General features: G+C 70.5%; 5 protein-coding genes. 4 read left to right on the top strand and 1 reads right to left on the bottom strand.

Annotated elements, in window-relative coordinates:
- Nucleotides 1-91: 91 nt before the first annotated feature.
- Entirely contained in the window at nt 92-1,147 is a 1,056-nt protein-coding gene (locus RM445_RS31595; protein ID WP_311560539.1) for a mannosyltransferase family protein, read from the bottom strand.
- 741 nt (nt 1,148-1,888) lie between these two features.
- On the opposite strand from RM445_RS31595, the gene RM445_RS31590 reads away from it, so the two are divergent.
- From RM445_RS31590 to RM445_RS31575, 4 genes are all read left to right on the top strand, one after another.
- A complete protein-coding gene (locus RM445_RS31590) occupies nt 1,889-4,984 on the top strand; it encodes an AAA family ATPase (RefSeq protein WP_311560538.1) in 3,096 nt (1,031 codons plus the stop codon).
- Between the two features lie 13 nt (nt 4,985-4,997).
- A complete protein-coding gene (locus tag RM445_RS31585) occupies nt 4,998-5,525 on the top strand; it encodes a VOC family protein (protein WP_311560537.1) in 528 nt (175 codons plus the stop codon).
- Nucleotides 5,522-6,511 (top strand): alpha/beta fold hydrolase, encoded by a 990-nt coding sequence (locus tag RM445_RS31580; protein WP_311560536.1) that lies wholly within the window; start codon nt 5,522-5,524, stop codon nt 6,509-6,511. Before RM445_RS31585 ends, RM445_RS31580 begins: the two co-directional genes overlap by 4 nt.
- 206 nt (nt 6,512-6,717) lie before the next feature.
- Nucleotides 6,718-7,158, top strand: a 441-nt coding sequence (locus RM445_RS31575; RefSeq protein WP_311560535.1) for a serine hydrolase domain-containing protein, incomplete at its 3' end; no start/stop codon positions are given.

Raw genomic sequence — 7,158 nt, 5'->3', positions numbered from 1 at the left:
CGAGAACGAGGCTCACGGCCTGGTCCTTGTACTCCTGGGTGAAGTTACGGCGTGTCGCCACGCGATTGCCTCCGCTGCGATCAGCGGCAGTCTACGACCGGATGTCTACAAGATCGGGAACGGTCCAGAGCATGGGGACGGAGAATCCGGCCAGCTCCCACCACTTCCTCCGGAACAGAGAGGCGATCGCTGCGGCGACCGAGGGGAGCGCGAACGCGACATAACTGCCCATCACCGCGTTGGGCGGTGGCCCGCTGCGCCACCAGTCGGTCACGCCCCACCAGGCCATTGGCCCCCAGTTGTCCCTCATCTTCACGAATGCGAAGGCGTTGCCGAAGCGCACGTACTGATATGCGCAGTAGGCCCCGAGGAACAGCCACGGGATGAGTAGGCCGAGCAGTGCCGGGCTGAGCAGGAAGCGGCGCACGGAGGGGCGCTGCTTGAGCTGGGCCACGAGGAGAGAACCGCCGGCGAAGAAGCTCAGGTGGCGCGCGAGCACGCCGACCCCGAGCGCCACGCCCGCCCACAGGTGTCGGCCGCGCAGCGCGAGGTACACGGCCAGCGCGGTGAACAGGACCATCAGCGACTCGGGGTACGCCATGGCCTGGAAGAACGCGAACGGGAAGGAAATGAACAGCAGCAGCGTCCACCTCGCCGCCGCCTCGTCCTCCAGGAACATCACCAGCCGGTAGAGGACCAGGAGCCCCCCGAGCGCGGCCAGGTTCGGAACCAGGATCAGGCACAGGTCGATGGGCAGCCCCGTGACCTCGTGCAGAGCACGGACGAGCATCGGGTAGAGCGGGAAGAAGTTGGTGTACCCCTCGTGCACGTAGCCAGAGTTGGCGAGGTCCCGGAAGAAGGAGCAGTCCCACCGGCAGAGCCCCTTGATAGATGAGTACCTAAGCAGGTATCCCCGGTGGAGCTCACCCGACTGCACAAGGTCGGGGGCCAACGTCATCGACAGCTTTCCGAAACCGAGGATTGCCACCCGTGTGACGGCCCACAGAGTGAAGGGGAAAGCCACCCAGCGCCAGCGCTGCACGCGCCCGTTGCCGCAGAGCGCGGCGAGCCAGGCACCGATGGGAGCGAGGATCGGCACGGTCGATCGGCCCGTGCGCTGCGCCTCTTGCGAGGCGGAGTCCAACATGCCGGCGGACTATACGTCCGCCACAGCGTCTGTCGTGCTCTGCGTCGATCACGAAGCCCCTGACCAACGCGGGCCACTGCTACCAGACGCGCGGGTGATCAATCTACCGTTTTGGTCGACGCTTATGCTGGAGTTCGACGCATCTTGACCGAGCACGCGCCATGATCGCGATACCAGAAACCCTTGGCTGACCAGCGCCGAAGCCCCAACGGCGAATGGCTGATCAACCGAATCCCAGCCAGCGGGTTGTAGGTTCGACTCCTACGCGGCGCTCCAGTTTCGGCAGGTCGCAGCCCTGCCGGCCGACGGAGAGAGTTCGGAGCGGTGATCAAACTACCGGATTGGTGAGCGGAACCTGGAGCGCGGGCGGCGCTCGGGGCTGCGGGTTGCTGATAGCAACCGGCGATGGTTCAACATCCGGGCGGGTCCGGGCCCCCGTCCCGACCAAGCTCCGCACCGCCGCCACCCGCTACGGACACGCCAGCAACGCCCTCGCCCAAGTGGCTGGACTCGCCGCATGACCCACCAGGCCAACCTTGACTTCGATCATGTCGGCTTGGCCGGAGACAGCTTCGCTGGGTGCAATGCGTACCTTGATCAGCTCTCGCATCGAGCGACTGTTCTCGGGGCCGGTGCACGGTGCTGCCCAGGGACGGGTCACGGGGTCGTCCGGCTCCCACCGCGGCTTATCCGGTGCGTTTCCCTCGCCAGCCGGATGCCCCGTCTGAGATCATCGCGAGCGTGGACGGCGGCGGGAGGACCCTGGTCGGCCGTGACGAGGAACTCGCGGCCGTCAGGGGCGCGCTGGCGGCGGCCGCGCAGGGCCGACCGACGATCGCCCTGCTCCTGGGGGAACCGGGCATCGGGAAGTCGCGGCTCGCCGACGAGGCCGCCGTGATGGCTAGGACGATGGGTCTAGAGGTCCTGCACGGCGAGGCCGACCCGTCCGGGCATGCGCCGATGGAGCTGTGGCGTGGCGTCCACCGGTCACTCGGCCTGGAACCCTCCCGCGACCCGTCGCTTCCCGCCGAGGAGCAGCGGTGGGACTACCTCGAGTCGCTGGCCGACGCGCTCGCGGCGCGTGCGCCGACCCTGGTCGTGCTCGAGGACGTGCACTGGGCCGACGAGAGCGCGATGTGGGTGCTCGAGCACCTCCCGCGGGCGCTGGGGGACTCCCCCGTCGCCTTCGTGGCCAGCAGTCGCGATCACGAGCCGGGCATGCCGCCGCTCGACGCCCTGTGCCGGGTCTCGAGAGTCGTGGCCCTCGAAGGGCTCGACGTCGACGCCGTCGGCCTGCTCGCCGCAGGGGTGTCGTCGCGACCGGTCGACGCCGAGCAGCTCCACCGCCGCACCGGCGGCAATCCACTGTTCGTGCTGGAGCTGGTCCGGGCGCCGCACGGCAGCGGGGTGATCGGCGAGGTCCTCGCCCGATCACTCGACCGGTTCGACACCGACACCAGGGAACTGCTGGCGACCGCGGCGAGCGCCGGCTCGGGCACACCGCTGACGGTGCTGGCCCAGGCGTGCTCATGTCCGGTCGACGCCGTCGTCGAACGCTTCCGGTGGGCCCGCGAGGAAGGCGTCCTCGACGAGGTCACGGCGGCCGGGGTGCGCTTCCACCACGCCCTCCTCGCCGACGCCGCGAAGCGGTACGGCGACCGCCGCGCTCGCCACGCCCGGCTGGCGTCGGCGTGGGACGCCGTCGGCGGTGTCCACGGACGAGCGTCGGCGTGCGGTCATCGCCTGAGGTCGGTCGCCGGCACCGACTGCGTCGACGACACCGTCGCGCAGGCCTGCACCGTTGCCGCCGAACTCGTCGCCGTGGGGCTCCAAGCGCGCGCCGCCTCCCTGCTGTGGGACGCGCGCGAGGTCGGCGCGGAGCACGTGGACCGCATCGAGCTACGGGCCAGGGTGGCTCTGGATCTGGCCGAGGTGCTGAGCTGGCTCGGCGACTTCACACGGGCGCTGATCCTCTACGAAGAGGCCGCCGATCTGGCCCGCGGCTGTCCGGACCCGGTCATCCGGGCGCGCGCCGAGGTCGGGGCGAACCTGTGGGCCACGGCGTTCGTGCCCGACCTCCCGCGGATGCGCCGCCTCGAAGGCGCTCTCGAGGCGCTCCCCGGCGACGAGCTCCACCTCCGGGCGACGCTGCTCGGCCGGCTCGCCCTCGTCGGCGGCGCCGACCCTGACGCCACCGGGCACGTCAAGGCATGGACCGGTGAAGCCGTGGCCATCGCCCGCACGATCGACGATCCCGTACTCACCGCGCAGCTGCTCGTCGACCAGATGATCGGTGCGTCCAGCCGGGAGGAGGTCGACGCCGGCATCGCGCTCGCCGCCGACGTCGTCCGCCTGGCCGAGCGGGCCGGCCGCTCCGACCTCGCCCTCGTCGGGCACCAGCGCGGCGCCGGCTTCCACCTCAATGCAGGCGATCTGGCGGCCGCCAATCGATCGCTCGGCCGGGCCGAGGTCCTGGCGGCGGTGCTGCCGTCGCCTGCGTGGCGCCAGACCACGCTCATCACGCGTACGACGCTCCTCGCGCTGCGCGGCAGCCGATCGGCGGCGGAAGCGGCGATGTACGAGGCGGTGCGCGTCGGGGAGGGCCACGTCGAGCCGGTGGTCGTGCTCGGGTGCGAGTGGATCCACCAGCTCATGCTCCTCGACCTGTTCGGTCACGCCGAGCCGAGAGCCGAGGAGCTCTACCGGATCACCTCCGAGATGCTCGCCGACGTGCCCTCGCCCGTGTTCCAGGTGCAGAAGGGCTTCGCGGCTCAGCTGTTCGGGGACGAGTCCGACCTCCAGGACGTGCTGCACCGGTACGGGCCCGACCCCGGCCGGCTGTTGCGGTCGATGACCGGCGACAGCTTGTTGCGGGTCTTCGCCGACTTGGTGGCCCGTGCGGGCGCCAGGACCTACGCCGGGCCCGTCTTCCGCGCCCTGCTCCCGTACGCCGGCCTGCTCAACGTCGGCGGCGGCCACAGCGCCGGTCTGCCCGTCGACGACGTGCTCGGACGGCTCGCCCTGCTCGACGGCGACGTCCCGGCGGCGTTGCGGCACGCTCGCGCCGCCGTCGCGCTGGCGCGGGCCATGCCGTCGCCTCCGCTCCTCGTCCATTGCCTCGACCATCTGGCCGAGGCGATCGAGCGGACCGGCGACGACCTCGACGACCCCGGTGAGCTGCGCGCCGAGGCCGACGCCGTGGCCGCGACCTGCGGTGTCGTTCGTCCCGGTGGGCGTCCGGCCTCACCGGCAGCCACCTCCGGGTCCGTAAGGTCGGCGTCCATGCGTCGCGACGGCGCGATCTGGGCACTCGCGTCACCGCTCGGCGAGGTCCGGTTGGCCCGGACCAACGGGCTCGACCAACTCGCCCGGTTGCTGAGCAACCCGGGCGTGGAGGTCTCGGCCACCGAGCTCGCCGGCCAGGCCGACGGTCCGGGCCACGGCGACCTCGGTCCGGGCCTCGACGCTCGGGCCAAGCGCGAATACCGCCGACGCCTGATCCGCCTGCAGGCCGAGGTCGACGACGCCGGGGCCGCGAACGATCCCGTCCGCGGCGAGCGGGCCCACGTCGAGATGGACGCCCTCCTGCGCGAGTTGAAGCGGGCGGTGGGCCTCGGCGGACGCGACCGCCCAAGCGGGTCCGACGCCGAGCGGGCCCGCATCAACGTCGTGCGGAGCCTGCGCCGGGCGATCGCGGCGATCGCCGACCAGGCTCCTCTGCTCGGCGCCCACCTCGACGGTGCGGTCCGCACCGGCGGGCGCTGCATCTACCTACCGGATCCGTCGGCGGGGCTTTCGTGGCGGGTCTCGGAGGAACGATTCGTTCCATCGCAGTGAACGCCACTCGGGTGTGGAGTCCGCATCGGGAGACGGCGCACGGGTCACGCCGTGCGGGGTCAGCCACGTCGCGGTTGTAACGGGCGATCTCGAAGGATACCGGGCGTTCTACGGGGAGATCATCGGCCTCAGGGCGACGATGATCATGGGCGCGGGGCAGGGCCACGGGCGCCACGCCGTATTCGCCGCCGGCGAGGTCATGCTCCACGTCTTCGAGGTCGCTGGGTACGCCCCGGCCGACCGTGGCTTCACCTCGACGATGTTCGAACGGGGCCGGCTCGACCACCTCGGGTTCACCGTTCGGGACGAGACGGCGCTGGCTGCCCTGCGCGACCGGCTGCTTGCCGTGGACGCCACCAGCGGCGTGATCCGGCGACTGGGCCCGATGCTCTCGGTCCGATTCCACGATCCCGACGGCTTCGAGGGGGAGGTCAACTGCCTCGATCCCTCCTACGACCCAGCGTCGGTCCGGGACGAGGACGAGATCGTCGACCCCTGCTGGTTCGAGCACACCCGACATGTCCTCAGGAGGGACCGATGATGAACACCCCCCGGTTCGGGATGCTGAAGAGGGCGGCGCTCGTCGCCGTCGTCGGCATGCTCCTGGCGGCGTGCTCGAGCTCCGACTCCGGCTCGTCGCCGGTCACGCTCACCCAGACGTCGGCGACCCGCACCATCGCCGAGAACGTCGACATCGGCGGCGGCCGGTCGATCTACGTCGAGTGCCACGGCGGGGGCTCCCCCACCGTGCTGCTGCTTTCGGGCGGCGGTATCGCCTCCGATCTCTGGCACGCCCCCGACCAGAAGCCCAACGTCTACGACACCATCGGTGCCCAGGCCCGAGTGTGCGCCTGGGACCGGCCGGGGGTTCAACAGCTCGACGGCTCGCCCAGCCGGAGCACCCCGGTCGCCCAGCCCATCACCCCTCAAGACGGCGCCGACGACCTCCAGGCCGCGCTGCGAGCGCTCGACATGCAGGGCCCCTACGTCCTGGTCGCCCACTCCTTCGCCGGCAACATCGCCCGCGTCTTCGCCGCCGAACACGCCGCCGACATAAAGGGCATCGTGTTCGTCGACGTGCTCACCCCCGAGCTCCGGGCCCAGATGACGCCGGAGGAGTGGCGCACGTGGGTCGGCGCCAACAACCGCACGCCGGAGCAGATCGCCGCCTACCCCGACCTGGAGCAATACGACTTCAACGCCAGCCTCGACCAGGTGGAGGCGGCCGACCCGCTGCAGCCGATGCCGGTTGCCGTGCTGACGGCCAGCGTGAAGTTCGCCGAGCTGGTGCCCAAGTACCTCGACGAAGGCCTGCTGCCCCCGAACGTCCCCCGCAACTTCGGCGAGGTCATCGACCGGACCAACACCGCCGCCCAGACCGAGCTGGCCGGGTACTTCCCCGGGTCGGTCCAGATCACCGACACCGACGCGGGGCACAACATCATGGTCGACAACGCTCCGGTGGTGATCCAGGCGATCGAGGACGTCATCGCCGCTGTCCAAGCCGGCCGCACCACGCTCACCTAGCGGGGACCAACCGGGTCTGCATCGTCGACCGGCCCGGCTCGATGATCACTACGAAGAGCGCCCGCGGAACGTTCACCCTCGCCGAGACGAGGTCGCTCAGCCGGTCGCCATCCACCCAGGAAATGTTCGACCAGTTCGTCGCCATCTACAACGCATCGTTCTGCCCGGCCCATCGGACGCCGTTCTCCTGATGAATAGGGAAACCTGTGACGAACAGAAGCAACATCACGACGACCAAGAGACCCGACATCAATCGCACCGTCCCTCGCTGGTCGGTCGCGGCCGTGGCGCTCGCCCTGGTATGCGCGGCGTGCAGCGGCAACACGAGCGACCGGCGTTCCACCACCACCACCACTGCAGCACCGATCACGGCGTCGCCGGCGACCACGACGGCGCCGGCGTCGGGCCTGAAGACGGTCGACCCCGCCGCGTTGCAGGCGCTCGTGGACCAGACGATCAAGGACGAGCTGATCCCGGGCGCCGTGGTGTTGCTGCGCACGCCGCAGGGCGAGTTCAGGGCGGCGTCCGGCACCGTCGAACGAGGCGTCGAGCGACGGCCCGGAGTCGACACGCACTTCCGAATCGCCTCCAACACCAAGACGATGACGGCGGCGGTAATCCTCCAGCTCGCCCAAGAGGGCAAGATC

The organism is Pseudonocardia charpentierae (assembly GCF_031845345.1).
Classification (GTDB): Bacteria; Actinomycetota; Actinomycetes; order Mycobacteriales; family Pseudonocardiaceae; genus Pseudonocardia; species Pseudonocardia charpentierae.
This window is presented reverse-complemented; position numbering and strand designations above follow the sequence as displayed.

Bases quoted from the DNA above. Each gene is read 5' to 3' on its own strand.
- RM445_RS31595 (WP_311560539.1), bottom strand. From the start codon at position 1,147: ATGTTGGACTCCGCCTCGCAAGAGGCGCAGCGCACGGGCCGATCGACC.
- RM445_RS31580 (WP_311560536.1), top strand. From the start codon at position 5,522: ATGATGAACACCCCCCGGTTCGGGATGCTGAAGAGGGCGGCGCTCGTC.